At 62.6% G+C, this 14,411-nt stretch carries 20 protein-coding genes and 1 pseudogene; 10 read left to right on the top strand and 11 right to left on the bottom strand.

What is annotated here, in order from left to right; all coding sequences use genetic code 11:
- Positions 1–90 precede the first annotated feature (90 nt).
- Entirely contained in the window at positions 91–297 is a 207-nt protein-coding gene (locus tag DMO26_RS03105) for a hypothetical protein (RefSeq protein ID WP_117190577.1), read from the top strand.
- A gap of 50 nt (positions 298–347) precedes the next feature.
- On the opposite strand, the gene DMO26_RS03100 is transcribed toward DMO26_RS03105, so the two are convergent.
- A complete protein-coding gene (locus DMO26_RS03100) occupies positions 348–923 on the bottom strand; it encodes a hypothetical protein (RefSeq protein WP_117190576.1) in 576 nt (191 codons plus the stop codon).
- A 143-nt stretch (positions 924–1,066) separates the two neighbouring features.
- Here DMO26_RS03100 and dmeR point away from each other — a divergent pair, with 143 nt between their 5' ends.
- Together dmeR and dmeF are read left to right on the top strand one after the other, a co-directional pair.
- Positions 1,067–1,339: a Ni(II)/Co(II)-sensing transcriptional repressor DmeR gene (dmeR, locus tag DMO26_RS03095; protein WP_117190575.1), complete on the top strand. Its 273-nt coding sequence runs from the start codon at positions 1,067–1,069 to the stop codon at positions 1,337–1,339.
- Between the two features lie 28 nt (positions 1,340–1,367).
- Positions 1,368–2,381: a CDF family Co(II)/Ni(II) efflux transporter DmeF gene (dmeF, locus tag DMO26_RS03090; protein ID WP_117190574.1), complete on the top strand. Its 1,014-nt coding sequence runs from the start codon at positions 1,368–1,370 to the stop codon at positions 2,379–2,381.
- A gap of 7 nt (positions 2,382–2,388) precedes the next feature.
- On the opposite strand, the gene DMO26_RS03085 is transcribed toward dmeF, so the two are convergent.
- From DMO26_RS03085 to DMO26_RS33520, 5 genes are all read right to left on the bottom strand, one after another.
- A complete protein-coding gene (locus DMO26_RS03085; protein WP_117190573.1) occupies positions 2,389–2,658 on the bottom strand; it encodes a hypothetical protein in 270 nt (89 codons plus the stop codon).
- A 135-nt stretch (positions 2,659–2,793) separates the two neighbouring features.
- Positions 2,794–3,345: a hypothetical protein gene (locus DMO26_RS03080; protein ID WP_117190572.1), complete on the bottom strand. Its 552-nt coding sequence runs from the start codon at positions 3,343–3,345 to the stop codon at positions 2,794–2,796.
- Between the two features lie 4 nt (positions 3,346–3,349).
- Positions 3,350–3,862: a DUF1697 domain-containing protein gene (locus tag DMO26_RS03075; protein WP_117190571.1), complete on the bottom strand. Its 513-nt coding sequence runs from the start codon at positions 3,860–3,862 to the stop codon at positions 3,350–3,352.
- Between the two features lie 42 nt (positions 3,863–3,904).
- The gene (locus DMO26_RS03070) at positions 3,905–6,013 is read right to left on the bottom strand and encodes a S9 family peptidase (protein WP_117190570.1); all 2,109 of its coding nucleotides are present in this window, start codon (positions 6,011–6,013) and stop codon (positions 3,905–3,907) included.
- A gap of 286 nt (positions 6,014–6,299) precedes the next feature.
- Positions 6,300–6,443 carry a hypothetical protein gene (locus DMO26_RS33520; protein WP_162894688.1) on the bottom strand — a complete coding sequence of 48 codons (144 nt, stop codon included), beginning with the start codon at positions 6,441–6,443 and terminating at the stop codon, positions 6,300–6,302.
- Between the two features lie 118 nt (positions 6,444–6,561).
- Here DMO26_RS33520 and DMO26_RS03065 point away from each other — a divergent pair, with 118 nt between their 5' ends.
- Positions 6,562–6,954 (top strand): DUF930 domain-containing protein, encoded by a 393-nt coding sequence (locus DMO26_RS03065; RefSeq protein WP_117190569.1) that lies wholly within the window; start codon positions 6,562–6,564, stop codon positions 6,952–6,954.
- Positions 6,955–7,057: 103 nt separating this feature from the next.
- Here the strand turns inward: DMO26_RS03065 and DMO26_RS03060 are convergent, their stop codons facing one another.
- Positions 7,058–8,218 (bottom strand): AI-2E family transporter, encoded by a 1,161-nt coding sequence (locus tag DMO26_RS03060; protein ID WP_117190568.1) that lies wholly within the window; start codon positions 8,216–8,218, stop codon positions 7,058–7,060.
- Between the two features lie 86 nt (positions 8,219–8,304).
- On the bottom strand, positions 8,305–9,168 hold the full coding sequence (locus DMO26_RS03055) for a VOC family protein (protein WP_117190567.1): 864 nt from the start codon (positions 9,166–9,168) through the stop codon (positions 8,305–8,307).
- A gap of 201 nt (positions 9,169–9,369) precedes the next feature.
- Between DMO26_RS03055 and DMO26_RS03050 the strand changes: the two genes are divergently transcribed.
- The 5 genes and pseudogenes from DMO26_RS03050 to DMO26_RS34310 all read left to right on the top strand — a co-directional run.
- On the top strand, positions 9,370–9,780 hold the full coding sequence (locus tag DMO26_RS03050) for a universal stress protein (protein WP_117190566.1): 411 nt from the start codon (positions 9,370–9,372) through the stop codon (positions 9,778–9,780).
- 13 nt (positions 9,781–9,793) lie between these two features.
- On the top strand, positions 9,794–10,126 hold the full coding sequence (locus tag DMO26_RS03045) for a TraR/DksA family transcriptional regulator (protein ID WP_117190565.1): 333 nt from the start codon (positions 9,794–9,796) through the stop codon (positions 10,124–10,126).
- 84 nt (positions 10,127–10,210) lie between these two features.
- Positions 10,211–10,879 (top strand): PAQR family membrane homeostasis protein TrhA, encoded by a 669-nt coding sequence (trhA, locus tag DMO26_RS03040; RefSeq protein ID WP_117190564.1) that lies wholly within the window; start codon positions 10,211–10,213, stop codon positions 10,877–10,879.
- Between the two features lie 229 nt (positions 10,880–11,108).
- On the top strand, positions 11,109–11,612 hold the full coding sequence (locus DMO26_RS03035) for a GNAT family N-acetyltransferase (protein WP_117190563.1): 504 nt from the start codon (positions 11,109–11,111) through the stop codon (positions 11,610–11,612).
- 6 nt (positions 11,613–11,618) lie between these two features.
- Positions 11,619–11,744: pseudogene (locus DMO26_RS34310) on the top strand (short-chain dehydrogenase); the annotation flags it as partial.
- A gap of 107 nt (positions 11,745–11,851) precedes the next feature.
- Here the strand turns inward: DMO26_RS34310 and DMO26_RS03025 are convergent.
- From DMO26_RS03025 to DMO26_RS03015, 3 genes are all read right to left on the bottom strand, one after another.
- Positions 11,852–12,115: a hypothetical protein gene (locus DMO26_RS03025; protein ID WP_117190562.1), complete on the bottom strand. Its 264-nt coding sequence runs from the start codon at positions 12,113–12,115 to the stop codon at positions 11,852–11,854.
- Positions 12,116–12,462: 347 nt separating this feature from the next.
- Positions 12,463–12,672, bottom strand: a complete 210-nt coding sequence (locus DMO26_RS03020) for a hypothetical protein (protein WP_117190561.1) — start codon at positions 12,670–12,672, stop codon at positions 12,463–12,465.
- A gap of 176 nt (positions 12,673–12,848) precedes the next feature.
- Complete coding sequence (locus DMO26_RS03015) at positions 12,849–13,475, bottom strand: DUF1062 domain-containing protein (RefSeq protein WP_117190560.1); 627 nt, start codon at positions 13,473–13,475, stop codon at positions 12,849–12,851.
- A gap of 524 nt (positions 13,476–13,999) precedes the next feature.
- Between DMO26_RS03015 and DMO26_RS03010 the strand changes: the two genes are divergently transcribed.
- Complete coding sequence (locus DMO26_RS03010; RefSeq protein WP_117190559.1) at positions 14,000–14,410, top strand: (R)-mandelonitrile lyase; 411 nt, start codon at positions 14,000–14,002, stop codon at positions 14,408–14,410.
- Position 14,411 lies beyond the last annotated feature (1 nt).

The following is a 14,411-nucleotide window of genomic DNA, read 5'->3' as shown; positions in this document are numbered from 1 at the left end:
CTAGAGCATTTATCTAATGCGTCATCGGACAGGAAACAAGCGGCCAGGTAATCGCACAAGGTCGCGGGGTAGCGAGAGGAAGATGACGTCATGCGTGCATATTGCGGCCATTGCCACGATGGGTTCGATGCGAATTCAGGCACTATCAGGGAACTCTTCTGGACAGCCGTCGCGCTTGTCGCCCGCCTGTGGCTGGCGGTGGCGCTGGAAATGCTGAGACGGTCAGGTCCGGAGTGGAAGCGCGAGGCGGAACCGAAGGGCCGCGCTTCCATCCCGATCGCCAACGACAACGGTTGATGTTGCCGGCGAAGGATGGCTGCGGCCGGCGGGGCCGCAGCCGGTAAGGCTTACATGGAGAGCAGGGGATCGTCCTTGCCGTTCTTCCGCCCGGCGGTGCCGGCCGGTGCGCCACCCGTCTGGCCGCCATCCGTCTGACCGCCGGCGGCGGCCGGATCGCCGCCCATGGTCATGGCGGTTTCCTGCTTTTGGCCGTTGACGCCCATGGCCTCCAGGATCGCCTTGCGGATTTCCGCCTCGATCGCCTCGCGATCTTCCGGCGACATTGCCTTGAGGTCCTCCTCGGTCAGGCCGTGCGCGTCGAGATACTGTTCACGGATGCGTTCGGCGTACGTCTTCTTGGCGAGAGCCATGAACTCGTCCTCGACCGCGGTCGAGGGAGGCTCGCCGAGCCATGTGTCGCCGGTATTCTGATCGATCTCGACGCCCTGGCTTTCCATCGACCAGAGGGCGTCGGCAAGCTTGGCGCCGAACACCGTGCCGCTGCCGGTCATGCCGCCCGATTGGGTCTGGCGCGGCAAGGTCGTATCGCCGCCGGTCCCGGTGTCGCCCTTGTCGCCGCCGTTCCTGCCGTAGATGGTATGGAGGGATGCATAATATGGTTTGGTGCTGCCAATCGTCGTCATCGCGACTCTCCTCGTTATGAGACCGGATCCGGCTTAGGTTTGGAAACCTGTCCGGAGCTTTCGGTTTGGCCTGCGTCAAATCCGCCTTTGCAGAGGATTGACGGTTCATATAGCATACCCCCCTATGGTAAATCGAGGCGGATATGGCGCATACGATACGGGAAAAGGCCAAGCTTCTGGCGCGGGTGCGCCGGCTGAAGGGGCAGATGGAGGCGGTTGAGCGGGCGCTGGAGGCGGAAGCGCCCTGCGGCGAGGTCCTGCAGCTTCTCGCCTCGATCCGCGGCGCGCTTGCCGGGCTTACCGGCGAGGTCATGGAGGATCACCTCCATGAACACGTGCTGCATGCCGAGGATGAGAAGCAAAGGGCGCAGGCGGTGGACGAGCTCGCCGAAGCGCTCAGGACCTATATCCGCTGAGCGATTCGGCAGTCGAAGGAGAAGAACCATGATGGATGTCGTCGAAGAGCTGAAGCACGACCACGTTTTCCTCGGGACCGATCATGAGCGCAACGAGCGCAGGGTCTGGCTGGTGATCGCGCTCACCACGGCGATGATGGTGGCGGAGATCGTCGCCGGATCCCTCTTCGGCTCGATGGCGCTGACGGCGGACGGCTGGCATATGTCTACCCATGCGGGCGCCATGCTGATCGCGGCCTTCGCCTATCTTTATGCCCGGCGGCAGGCGCACAATCCGCGCTACACGTTCGGCACCGGCAAGCTCGGCGACCTTGCGGGTTTTGCAAGCGCCATCGTGCTGGCGCTGATCGCGTTGCTGATCGGCTGGGAAAGCGTCCTGCGCCTCGCCAATCCTGTGGCGATCGATTTCGATCAGGCAATTCTTGTTGCGGTGCTGGGACTGGCGGTCAACCTGTTGAGCGCCTGGCTGCTGCGGGAAGATCATCATCATCACGGCGGCCATCATGGTCATCACGGCGCCCATGCGCATCACGGCTCGCATTCCCATGACGGCGGCCATCATGCGGCGGAGCATTCCGGGCACCATGGCGGACACGACGATGCCCGTCCCGCAGAGGATCACAATCTGCGCGCCGCCTATCTGCATGTTCTGGCCGATGCGCTGACTTCGGTTCTGGCCATTTTCGCCCTGCTGCTCGGCCGCGTCTATGGCTGGAATGCGCTCGACCCCCTCATGGGCGTGATCGGTGGCCTGGTGATCGCCCGCTGGTCCTTTGGGTTGATTCGCGCCACGGCGACCGTGCTTCTGGATGCGCAGGCCGCCGACGGCGACCTCGCCCTGCGGATTCGGCAGGAAATGGAGGCGGACGGGGACCGGATTTCCGACCTGCATGTCTGGCAGCTCGGGCCGGGGCATCACGCGGCGATCGTGGCGTTGGTCACGTCAAAACCCCGCGCGCCGTCCTTCTACAAGGAAAAGCTGCAGGGCATCGGCAATCTGTCGCATGTCACGGTGGAGGTCACGCCGGCAGAGGCGGCGTAGCGTCATCTCAGAATTCGGCGAATTCCTGGTAGCGGTCTTCGACCCAGTCCTGTGAAAGGGTGGGCATCGAGACTTCGGAGGATGCCGTGTCGCCGGCTTCCACCGCCCAGAGCGCATTGGCGAGCGAAGACGAGAGCAGGGTGCTGCTGCCCGTCAGCGCATTGGGGGAACGCTGAAACCTCGGGGTTTCGCGCTGCTGCGTTTCTTCGGTCTTCCGGTCCGGTTCCTGGGTCCGGTTCGGGTAATGATAGCCGTTGAGGCCGCTGTCGATCTTCATGGGAGCACGCCCGTCCTCAAAATAGTTAACAAATGGTTAACGCCCGAACCTTGCGCGAAGCTTGCGTCGCGCATGTCGGTTTGATGACGGGGGCTTGACAAAAACCCGGATTGATCAAGGCCTTGTTGCCGTTCCTTATCCGTTCTTGTCGGAGATAAAACGGTCCATAAGGGCGGCGGTGAGCCGCTGGTTGTCGCGATACCAGCTGTCTTCCGTGAAAAAGACCGGCTCGTCCGGATCCCAGCCGCTCATCGAAAAGTCGCTCTGCCGGGAGAAGAAGGCGACGAATGCCGCTTCCGTCGCCCAGGTTGCGATCGCAGCGCCGGGATGAAAACCGTCCAGGATATCGCAGAGGATCACGCCGTCTGCCGTGCGGATCAGGCCGTGGCCGCAGAAATCCCGGTGGAACTGATGGATCAGGCCTTCGCCGATCTTGGCCCGCTGCAGTTTTTCCCAGAGCCGCCGCGCCCGCTCGGCACCGAGCGCATCGTGCGAAAGCCTGCCGCGCAGTTCTTCGTGCCGTCGCACCATCTCCGCCTCGGTGGCGTTGATGAGGGGGTAGGGCGGTCCTGCGGCCTTGCCCCGGTTGCGGCGCTCCCGCCAGATCGACCACGAAAGCCGGCCGATCAGGGCGATGATAATGGCGTAGCAGACGATCGGAATGATGATGCCCGCCATCTCCGCCATCTGGCTATTCCATCGCCCGCGCCATCTCGGCGAGTTTGCGAACGGTATTGAGGTTGCGCGACGTGCCGGGCTTCAACGCCGGCAGTTTCAGCTTCGATTTTCCGGAACCGATCGGATAATGCACATAGATCTCGCGCCCGGCGACGACGGCCTCCTCGCCATCCGGCGCCACCATGCCGTCAAGCGCCTCGGCGGGCGCTTCGTCCGGCAGGAAATGGACCAGCAGGAAATTCGGCTTGGCATCGGGGAAGGGCACCCTGGCGGCGATCTCTTCCAGTTCCTGCGTCCTGCGCACCATCACGCCCGGCTTGCTGCCGAACTTCCTGGCGAGCGCCTCGTCGATCCTCTCCGCGATTGCCTGCTCCTCGCCATCTGAACGGAACAAGACGTTGCCGCTCTGGATATAGGTCTTCACATCGGCAAAGCCTAACCTTTCGCAGATGCTCTTCAGCTCGCTCATCGGCAATGCGGTGCCGGCGACGTTCACGGCGCGGAGCAGCGCGATGTAAACGGTCATCGTTTCATCCTCTCGGGCCGTACCATGCAAGCCCCCGGCATCTCACATCTTCCCCGCCACCTTGATCGCGAACGCATATTCGAAGGCGATCTCTTCCAGCCGCTGGAAGCGTCCCGATTTTCCGCCGTGACCCGCCGCCATGTTGGTTTTGAGGAGATACGGTCCGGCCTCGGGCGAGGTCTCCCGCAGCTTGGCGATCCACTTGGTCGGTTCCCAATAGGTGACGCGCGGATCGGTGAGGCCGGAGATGGCGAGGATCGGCGGATAGGGCTTGGCCGCGATATTGTCGTAGGGCGAGTAGGCGGCGATCCACCGGTATTCTTCGAGGCTTTCGATCGGGTTGCCCCATTCCGGCCATTCCGGCGGGGTGAGCGGCAGCGTGTCGTCGAGCATGGTGTTGAGCACGTCGACGAAGGGCACGGCGGCAATGATGCCGGCGAATTTTTCCGGCGCCATGTTGGCGATGCCGCCCATCAGCATGCCGCCCGCCGAGCCGCCCTCGGCGATGATCTTCGCGTATGACGTGAACTTCTCCTGATTCAGATAGTCGGCCGCCGCGATGAAGTCCTTGAACGTGTTCGGCTTGTGCTCCATCTTGCCGCTTTCGTACCAGGCGAACCCCTTGTCCTTGCCGCCGCGGATATGCGCGATGGCATAGACGAAACCGCGGTCGGCGAGCGACAGGTTGTTGGTGGAGAACGAGGCCGGGATGGTGATGCCGTAGGCGCCGTAGCCATAGAGGAGGCAGGGTGCCGACCCGTCGAGCGGCGTGTCCTTCCGGTAGAGCAGCGAGACCGGCACCAGTTCGCCGTCATGCGCCGGCGCCATTACTCGGCGGGTGACGTAGTCGTCGGGATTGTGGCCGGACGGCACTTCCTGGGTCTTCAGCAGCACCCGCTCGCGGGTCGCCATGTCGTAGTCGAAGAGCTGCGACGGCGTCGTCATCGACGAATAGGAGAAGCGGATGACGTCGGTGTCGTATTCCGCCGCTCCCGAAAGACCGAGCGAATAGGCTTCTTCGGCAAAGGCGATCGCGTGTTCCTCTCCCGTCCTGCGGTCGCGGATGATGATCTGCGGCAGGCCGTCCTTGCGCTGCAGCCACACGAGATGCCTGGCAAACGCCATGTGGGAGATGATCAGCCGGCCCGGCTCGTGCGCCACGACCTGCCGCCAGTTCTCCTTGCCCGGCGCGGTGACGGGCGCCTCGACGATCTTGAAATCCTTGGCGCCGCCGTCATTGGTGAGGATGTAGAAGACGTCGCCGCCCTCGGTCATCGAATATTCGATGCCTTCCTGGCGCTCCGCGACGAGCATCGGCTCGGCCGTCAGGTCCTTCGTCGAGATGAGCCGGTATTCCGACGTCTCGTGGTCATGGATGTCGATATAGATGAAGTCGTCGAGCAGCGAGCCGCCGACGCCCATGAAGAAGCCCGGATCCTCTTCTTCGTAAACCAGTCGATCTTCCGATTGCGGCGTGCCGACAATATGGTGGAAGACCTTGGAGGGCCGGTGGTTTTCGTCCTGCAGCGTATAGAAGAAGCTCTTGCCGTCCGGCGCCCAGACACCGCCGCCGCCGGTATTTTCCACCACGTCCGCGAGGTCCTCGCCGGTCACGAGGTCGCGGATCCGCAGCGTGAAATATTCCGACCCCTTGTCGTCGTAACCCCAGATGCCTGTGGAGTGGTCGGTCGTATGGTCGATGCCGGACAGGCGGAAATAATCCTTGCCGGCCGCTTCCTTGTCGCCGTCGAGCAGCACCTGCTTGTCCCCGCCGTCGCGCGGGGTGCGGAAATAATGCGGCTGCTCGCCGCCCGTCACGTAGAGCGTGCCGTAGGCGAAGGGGCCGTCCTTCACCGGCACGGAACTGTCGTCCTCCTTGATGCGTCCGCGCATCTCGGCAAACAGCGTCTTCTGCAGCCCGGCGGTATCGCCCATCGCCGCTTCCATATAGGCGTTTTCGGCCTCCAGATGGGCGCGAATTTCCGGATCGAGGAGCGTCGGGTCCTTGAACATCGCCTGCCAGTTGTCGGCCCGGAACCAGGCATAGTCGTCGGTGCGGGTGATGCCGTGACGGGTGTCCGTCATCGGTTTTCTGGCAGCGACGGGAGCGGCGGGAAGATCGGCGAATGGCGGCTTGCGGGAGGGGGCCAAGGAAGCACTCCGGGAACAATGAGAGGAGTGCCAGAGATAGGCGGCGCTTGGGCCGGAGGCAAGCGGGAGAGGCGGTTACTTCCTATCGTTATGTGGTCGCGTGTCTCGTTCGTTCTGCCACCAGACGAAGGCGACGACCATTGCCAATCCAATGACCGGCGTCAGGGCAATGATGATTTCCTCGGTCATTTGCCAAGCTTTCCTAGCAACCTCGTTGCCACAAAATGTAATGCTACACCTAATGGAAACAACCCATCGGCGAACCGATAAACCAAAAGCTGCTGATCTATGCGTTGATATCGCCATATATCAACCGGGTAACCGGCGTAAAAACGCCGATTAATATCACCCCGATCGCGATATTGTTGACGAACGTCGCTCGCAGCTTAATTTGCTCTTTCTTCGCATCCGAAAGCGTCGCGTCCGCCATGGTCCGATCTTTTACCCCACCCGATCACATCATCCTATTTCCCGTTGTGGTAGGTGGTCAATTGTCCGACCATCTCCTAGTTATCGCCCTCCCTTGAGTCATCTTGGATGGGAACGACATGAAGAAAACGCTGCCGCTGGTGGTTTTCGCGCTGATTTCCGTTTCAACCGCGCATGCGCTCGACGCCCGCATCGTCAAGCAGCTCGATGCACTCGCACCCGATGAGCGGCGCGAGCAGCGTTGCGATATCGAGGCGATGGACCGCATCAAGGAGGATGCAAAGGGCGAGTTCAAGCCGGACAAGGTGATCGCCTACACCTTCGCCGATCCGATCGAGGCCGGCAACGAGATCCGCGCGCCGGGCGCCGTCTTCCGGTCCGGCGGCGATTGGTATCGTCTCAAATACCAGTGCGAGACCGGCGACAAGGGCCTGAAGATCATGTCCTTCGACTACAAGATCGGCTCGAAAGTGCCGAAGGAGCAGTGGGAGAAATATTATCTCTACGACTGACGCCCGCGTTCCGGCCGGCCGGCGGCAGGCCGTCGACCGTTCTTCATCCCGGTTCGGCGGCGCCTGAGGCCGGAAGATGCGATGTCCGCCCCCCGGACTCCGTTCAGCCGGGCAGGTGCGGCGTGGCTTTTCGTTCGGGGAAGAGCTCGGAAAGCACGGTCATCATGATCAGCGACAGCGGCAGCGCCAGCATCGCGCCGACCGCACCCCACATCCACGTCCAGAACAGGATGGCAATGAAGACGATGAAGGGATTGATCTCCCACTGCCGTCCCATGATCGCCGGGAAGACCAGGTTCTCCATGACGAGGTGCACCGAAAAGAAGACGACGGCCGGGATGAGGCCGAGGATCAGCGCATCATGGGTGAGGATGCCGGCGGCCGCCACCGAGATCGTCATCAGCGTGATGCCGAGAAAGGGAATGAAGCTCGACAGGAAGGCGAACAGGCCCCAGAGCACCGGCATGGCGAGGCCGCCGAAATAGGCGATCAGCGTCATGATGACGCCCAGCCCGAAATAGAGCACGCTGGCGGTCGCGAAATAATAGCCGAGCACCCGATCGATCGAATTGAGGACGCGGATCGTCATCAGCCGCTGGCGCCTGGTCGGGAAGGCGAGGATGATGGTGCGCCGCAGCCTCAGGCGCCCGTAGAGGAAAAGCAGCAGGGCGGCGAAGAAGATCATCCCCTGGATGATCGCCGGGGTCAGGTTGGCGGTGACGACCCCGAGGATATTGCCGGAATTCTCGATCAGCGACTGCATCGACATCGGCCCGGTCTCGAAGGTGGCGGGCGAGATGTTGAGCCAGTGCTGGCTTTCGAGGAAGGGCATGATGCGGTCGATCGTCCGCTCGATGAAGTTCGGCGCTTCCTTGACCAGGGTGGCGACCGGTTCGGCGAGCGCGTTGACGATCAGGAAGAGGGTCGCGAAGACCAGTGCCGACAGGGCAAGCGCGATGCCGAAGCGCGGGACCCCGGCTTGGCCGAGCCGGTCGGCGAGCAGCCCGAGGATGAGGCCCACCACCACCGCCAATGTCACCGGGATGAGGATCAGCGACATGGTGTGGACGATGGCGAAAAACGCGATCGCGAAAATGCCGATCACCGCCCAGGCCATGGCGACGTCGAGCGCCTCCCGCCCCAGGATATGGGGTTCGCCGAGCTCCAACTCCTCGGCATTCGGTGCGGCCTCCTTGCGGGGCGTGGCGATGTCGATCAGGCGTTTCTTCGGCTTGTCGCTTGCGCGGGCGCTCATACTGGCCATGTGTCAGGGGTCCCCGTGATGCCTCTCAACGCGAAAGCGGCGCTCCGGTTCCGGAACGCCGCCCTGGCGGGGAGACTTGAGGGAGATCAGGCGGCGAGTGTCAGGCCGATGCCCCACGGATCCTTGAGGGAGATGCCTTCGGCGGTCTTGCGCGTGGCGATCTCCTGGGCGTCCAGTGCGCTCACCGCCCTGTCGAGCGCCGCCTTGTCGTTGAACCGCACCGTGTAGTCCGAAAGGCCGGTCAAATTGCCTTCGCGGGCACGGGCGCCGCGGCTGTTCCAGATATTGGCGGCGATGTGGTGATGGTAGTCGCCGGTGGCAAAGAAGCTCGCGCCGGGATAGCGCGCCATCACCTTGAGGCCCAGCACGTCGCGGTAGAAGGCGTCCGCCTGCGGAATGTCGCCGACCTGGAGGTGGATGTGGCCGACGGCCGTGCCCTCCGCCATGCCGTTCCAGTTCGTCTGCGGCGCGCTGCCGTAGAGCTCCTGCAGGTTCAGCCGTTCGGTTGCCATGCTGACGGTCCCGTCGGGACGGTAGTTCCATTCCTCCGGCCTGCGGTCGCGATAGATCTCGATGCCGTTGCCTTCCGGATCGGAAAGATAGATCGCCTCGCTGACCAGATGATCGGAAGCGCCGTCGAGCCGGATGTCGTTATGGGCGGCATGGGCAAGCCAGTGGGCAAGTTCCTGCCGGTTCGGCACCAGGAAAGCGGTGTGGAACAGGCCGGCGGCATTGCGCGGCGCGCGGGCGACATTGTTGCCGGTCGTCAGCATCAGGAGCGGCTGTCCTCCGACGCCCAGCACTTCGCCGCTCGCCGTCTTCTCGATCACCTGCAGGCCGATGATCTTCTGGTAGAAGCCGGACACCAGCGGCAGGTCGCCAACGATGAGATGGGCACCGCGCACATGGGCGGGGCGGGTGAGTGCGAAAGGTTGGGCAGCGGCGGACATTGGGAATCCTCTTGGCTCGTGGGCGTCCTGATCGGCACCTGTTGCCGTGTATATGAGCTCGCCGCGTCGTTCACGAAAGACCCCGAAACGGCGATGGATTGTTTCATATCCGTTGACGGTGGATTTGTGCCGGCTTGACCGCGATCAAGGCCGGCAAAAGCCTGCCGGCCTAGGAAGGGCCGAAAAGGGAAAGGGTAGACCATGTACAGGAAGATTATCGTCGCGGTGGACACGGCCCAGCTGGAAAAGGGCGAGCGGATATACCGCAAGGCGGTCACACTGCTCGATCAGGGTGGCACGCTCCTGCTCCTGAACGTCGTCGAGGACCTGCCGGGATACCTCGTCTCCGACCTTGCCGTGGACATGATCGTCAAGGCACGCCAGGAGGCGGAGCAGATCCTCGTCGGCCTCATGGAGAAGGTCGGCGCCGCCGCGGAGATCGAGATCCGTCAGGGGTCTCCGGCGCGGGAAATCCTCGCCGCCTCGCTGGAGCGGGAGGCGGACCTCATCGTCATCGCCTCGCATGTACCCGATCTTTCGAACTATTTTATCGGCGCCACGGCAGACCGCATCGTCAGGCATGCGACCTGTTCAGTGCTGATCGACCGCTGAGGAGGAAATCATCATGAATACGGCGAGATACGAAACCATCCTCCGGGCCCGCAAGGACGAGCTCGAAATCCGCCTGAACCGCATCGAGCAGGATTTCACCGCTCCCCGCAATCCCGACGACGACGACCGCGCCATCGAGCGCAACAATGACGAAGTGCTGGAAGAGCTTGGAGAAACCGGCGAACGCGAGCTCGTGGCGATCGACGCGGCACTTGGCCGCATCGCCGCCGGCACGTTCGGCACCTGCACCCGCTGCGGCGCGCCGATCGCCGAAAAACGCCTCGAAACCGTGCCGCATGCACCGCTCTGCCAAGCCTGCGCGGAAGAGGTTTCCCGCCGAGGTTAACGCGGGAAACCGAATGTGAATCGCGGCTCTCTTGTCTTCCGTCGCGGCTGGTCCCATTCTGGAACGATCAGGCGGGAAGGCAGAATGAGCGAACTTTTCAAATTCGGGCGCAGATACGATTTCCACGAGATCGTCGCGGATGGCATCGTCAACGGTGTCGGCATTGTGTTTGCGCTGGTCGGCGCGACCGCGCTGATCTTTTATGCCACCGTCTGGTCGAGCCACGGAGGCATCGCCGCTGCCTGGATCTACGGTCTGGGCCTGGTCCTCTGCCTGTCCATCTCCTTCACCTACAATATCTGGCCGCATTCCCGCACCAAGTGGATCCTGAGGCGGCTGGACCATTCGGCGATCTTCATCCTCATCGCCGCCACCTACACGCCGTTCCTGGAACGGGGCGCCGACGACCCGTGGATCTTCGGCATGCTGATCGCGATGTGGGCCACAGCCGTCTTCGGCATCGTGCTGAAATGCCTGTTTCCCGGCCGGTACGACCGGCTGGCGATCCTGCTCTACCTGGCCATGGGCTGGAGCGGCGTGATGGTCATGGGGCCGGTATCGCAATATCTGCCGGGCGTCACCGTCTGGCTGATCGTCATCGGCGGGCTGATCTACTCGCTCGGCGTCATCTTCCATGTCTGGGAAAGGCTGCGTTTCCAGAACGCCATCTGGCACGGTTTCGTGGTTGCCGCGGCAGCCGTGCATTACAGCGCTGTGATCACCTGTTTCAGCCTGCCCGGCAGCAGCCTGTGATCCCGCTTCCCGTCATGGTGCACATGCCGCGGATTTGAGCTTCCGACCAGCCGCTTGACGATCGCGTAGACCTTCAGCTCCGTTCTGCGGGATTCCAGCATCATGAAGCCCGACGCGTCGTGCAGAGCCGGATGGCCCGAACGTAGAGAATAATGCTGCCTTTGGTACTTCTGGACAGCGCCTTGCCGTCTGCTATAGTAGACGAAGTAGCATGATAGTGGACACCCCTATGACCGAAATTCGCGTTCGCGACGCAACCGAAGCCGATCTGCCGATCATCATGGAGATCTATAATGATGCGGTCGCCAACACGACGGCAATCTGGAACGAGGTTATGGTCGATCTGGCGAACCGCAGGGACTGGTTCGCGGCCCGCACGGCCCGCGGCTTTCCGGTGCTGGCGGCCGAAATCGACGGCCGGGTAGCCGGTTACGCCTCCTATGGTGACTGGCGCGCCTTCGACGGCTATCGCCACACGGTCGAACATTCGGTCTATGTTCACCGCGAAGCCCGCGGCGGCGGCATCGGCCGGCTGCTGATGCAGGAACTGATTGCCCGCGCCGCCTCGAACGGCGTGCATGTGATGATCGCCGCGATCGAATCGGAAAACGCGGCCTCCATCCGGCTCCACGAAAAGCTCGGCTTCCGCATCGCCGGCAGGTTTTCCGAGGTCGGTACCAAGTTCGGCCGCTGGCTCGACCTCACCTGCATGGAGCTGAAGGTCTCGGGCTAAGCCGGACTGTCGAGCGGCGGGCTTGCCGAGGTTTACGAGCTTGACGACGTGGAGGGCTCCCGGCCGGATTGCTGGCGGTATCTGGAGGAGGTGCAGGAAGCGGGCCGGCCGGCCGATGCCAAAGGATACCGATACGCCGCCTTGCCCCTCACCCTTTCTCCGCATGCGGGCTCGCGCCGGTCCGCCAAGGCGCGAGCCCAGCCGTACGACAGACTTCCCGGCAAAAGGGGCTTTGATATTTAAAGGACGCGGTCTAAACGCTCGGCCGGTATCTGGCCCCGAGGAGGCGCCAGATCTTCTATCACCAAGCGGCGCATCACTCGAAACAGTGCGTATTCGAGCGGGCCATCTTCAATGAGATCCGGATTGTCGCCAATCATCGCGATCGTCCGCTTGATTAGCATTTGCTGGCATCGTTCGTCGGCGCTGAACCTACCGGCCCACGTCAGAAGGACATGCAGGTCTGAATTCAGTGAAATAGATGATTGCGAGAGAACGGGCACGACGGCACCTCCTGGCGTTCAGCAGGCGGGAGCACGTAATAACCCTCAGCCGTCACCGCTCACGGGTTAACTGGGTGACGATGGGGTAAGCATACTCTTTGATGGGGTAAGCATACTCTTTAAGGGAGCGGAGTCCAGCTAAAACAGCCGTGGCTTGGGTAAGGTGTCTGAAGCTGAGCCTGGATGAAGCCAATCATCATGCTTGATATGAATGACCCGATGACCAGCAGGATCAGCCCGGCAGCCGCCCCGACCAAAGTCAGCTTTTGGGTTCCGGCTGGTTAAAGTCTTCCCGCACGTGACGATGGTGCAATGCGAAGGGATCGCACTCTGTTGCTGGTCGATCCTCAGCCGCGGATCAGCTTTTCCCCGGTAAGGATGATCCGAAAGGTGTCATCTGATATACGCTCCACGAGGTAACCATCGGAGGTATAGTAGACAACCGAAGGTTCTTCACCGGTAAGAGGTCTGTCAGGTTGGCGCGAAGCCCTGATAACCGTCACCACCGTTCCCTTTTCGTTCACACAGCTGATCAGTTGCTGATAGGGAACTATCATCCTCGCCCCTCCTATTGTCCGCCGAGGAAAATCCTAGAGGGTGACAGGGCAAGGGGCAAGTGCGGCACCGAGGCAAGGCTGTGGCGGGTTGAAGGCCCCGCCCGCCCGACATCGGGGAGAAGCTGTCCGGCAGGGCGCGGATGAGGCGTTGCGAAAAGTCGGCCGGCGAACGATCTTTAGCCACCCATCGCCATCCGTCCGACCGCCATCCGCTCTGCCTCGTCTGAGAGGTCGAGGGTGATCGCCGCCCCGTCACGCACCGTGCGTTTCAACACGTCCTTCCGCTCCGGCCGGGCCCTGATCTCGCCCGCCTCGAACAGTTTCTGCAGCCGGCTGCGGGAAAGCCCGAGTTCGGCCGCGAGCAGCCGGTCGAGCCGCAGGGTTGTCGGGTAGGGGAGGACGAATGCGATCTCGATCCGCCGCCAGCCCGACATCGAGGAGACCATTCGCTTGCGGACCTCCAATTCCGGGTCTTCCTCGACCCGTCCCGCCCTGGCCTTCAGCGCCTCGGCGTCGAATTCGAGCCGGGCGACGAAATCCGGCGTGCTCGCCTGCACCGCCTCCAGCACGGCCGGATCGAGCGAGCGGACGCTCTGCCGTTCGAAGATCGTGCGGTTCCAGGTGCCGTCGCAGGTCGTGCATTTGTAGATGAGCCAGGCGTCGAGCCTTTTGCCGTTGGCGTTGAGGCGGATGCGCCCGGCGGAGCGATAGGGTTTCTGTCCGCCGCAGCCGCTGCAGGCAAGGATCGGTCTGGGCGGGTTTTTGGGTGTGAGGGTCCATTCGATATGCAGGATGTCGCACATGCCGTTTTGATCTTCCGGTCAGGAAGTTCATGCGGGAAACGGCACTTGAAGAAGCCCGATAGGGGCGCGCGGCGTGGCGAAGGTCCGGACGTGAAAGGGGCAAGCGAAGCGTCGGATGGTTCAGGGCGGTTTCAGGCACGCTGAGGCCGCACTGGCACGGTCCGCACTGGCACGGTCAATGCCAAACCGGTCTCAAGCCGCCACCCCGATGAACAGATGTCTCCACACGGGGGCACTGCCTCTCCGCGTGGAAGGGTGAACCTGTCGAGACCGGGGATTACTTAGGCAAAATGAACCTCAAGAGCCGACGCTTGTGAGTGCAATGGATAACCAGGCTGGCAAGAAAAGCAAGGGCCTGCCACTCGTTTGAGACGATTGCGGCCTATACGAGCAATTCCAGCAAAAGTGGGAACCGGTTTTGCGTCCGGAATTGCGTCGACAAAGAGATGGAGCATTGGAGGCGACTCCGTTTTCGCCGGAAATGCTCTATGAAGGAAAATCATCGGAACACGAGGAGCAGGCCCATGGAAATCAAGCCCAGCGGATCGCAGCCGTCCCGCACGCCAACGCAATATTTTACCGGCAGGGTCAGGCTCGATCCGCTGATCGAGGACGCGCCGGAGCCGGCCCGCGTGCGGGCGCTGTCCGTCACCTTCGAGCCGGGTGCCCGTACCGACTGGCACACCCATCCGCTCGGCCAGACGCTGGTCGTCACCGCCGGCCTCGGGCTCGCCCAGGTTTGGGGCGAGCCGATCCGGGTCATCCGCCCCGGCGACGTCGTCTGGTTCCCGCCGGGCGAAAAACACTGGCACGGCGCTTCGGCCACCACCGCCATGACCCATATCGCCATCCAGGAATCGCTGAACGGCACGACCGCCGAATGGTTCGGCCCGGTGACCGACCTGCAATATGCGGGCGAGACCGCCGGCGACTGAG

The sequence above is a fragment of the Rhizobium terrae genome (assembly GCF_003425685.1).
GTDB lineage: Bacteria > Pseudomonadota > Alphaproteobacteria > Rhizobiales > Rhizobiaceae > Neorhizobium > Neorhizobium terrae.
Note: the sequence above shows the minus strand (reverse complement) of the source record. Positions and strands in the feature narration are given on the sequence as shown.